We start from the raw sequence: 953 nt of genomic DNA, 5'->3' as shown, positions 1-953 counted from the left end.
GTCCCGGCCCGTGCGGCCGCCCGCGTCGCCCCGCATCGTCAGCCCGCGCCCCTTGCCCTGTGATGCACCGCGAGGTGCCCGTTCGTACGCACCGCGCATGGCCGTACGCACCAAACGTTACGTCAGCCTCACGAGCCCCCGACTCCCCCGGGGTACTTGTGCCCCCTTGTTGACCAGGTATTGACGTCGGGGTCACACCGGGTGGGGCATATGCGCCACCGACCGTCCACATTCGGCCGGGGCGCGCGCCGCACGACGCCGCCTCCCGCGGACCCGTTTGCCCGCTGCCCCGTGCCGGTGACCGGACGGGCAACACCCCTCACGCATCTCCGGCCCGACCGCACGCGACCACGAACCCACTGGTCGGCGGCGGCCGGCCGACGGCTGAACGGGCAGTGGCATCTGCCCTCACTGACGTCCTTCCGTCTCTACGCACCGGCCCGCGCGTGGGACATCGTCGACACGGTAAGAACCAGCGGGGACCGGCACACGGCCGGCCACAGGGGGAACGAGCGGCAGCCGCACCGGCGCATCGCCGGTCCGCCCGCCACACCCTCGCCACCCCTCGAGCCTTGGAGCACAGCAGCATGCCCAACTACCTGTCCCCCGGCGTCTACATCGAGGAAGTCGCCAGCGGTTCGCGCCCCATCGAAGGCGTCGGCACCTCCGTCGCGGCCTTCGTCGGACTGGCACCGCGGGGACCGCTCAACGAGCCGACGCTGGTGACCAACTGGTCGCAGTACGTGGCCGCGTTCGGCGAGTTCACGGACGGGTACTACCTGGCGCACTCCGTGTACGGGTTCTTCAACAACGGCGGCAGCGCCGCGTACGTCGTGCGCGTCGGCGGCACCGACGCGGCCGAGCCCCAGCAGCAGGCCCCCGCCCCCACCCAGGCGCCCAAGGAGCTCACCGCGGGCGAGCCCGTGGCGCTCGGCGCCTTCACGGTGTCGGCC

At 72.5% G+C, this 953-nt stretch carries 1 pseudogene; it reads left to right on the top strand.

Features of this window, described 5'->3' with window-relative positions:
- Nucleotides 1–587: 587 nt before the first annotated feature.
- A pseudogene (locus AOK03_RS40105) lies at nt 588–953 on the top strand (phage tail sheath family protein); the annotation flags it as partial.

The organism is Streptomyces atriruber, from assembly GCF_001418325.1.
Lineage (GTDB): Bacteria > Actinomycetota > Actinomycetes > Streptomycetales > Streptomycetaceae > Streptomyces > Streptomyces atriruber.
Note: the sequence above shows the minus strand (reverse complement) of the source record. Positions and strands in the feature narration are given on the sequence as shown.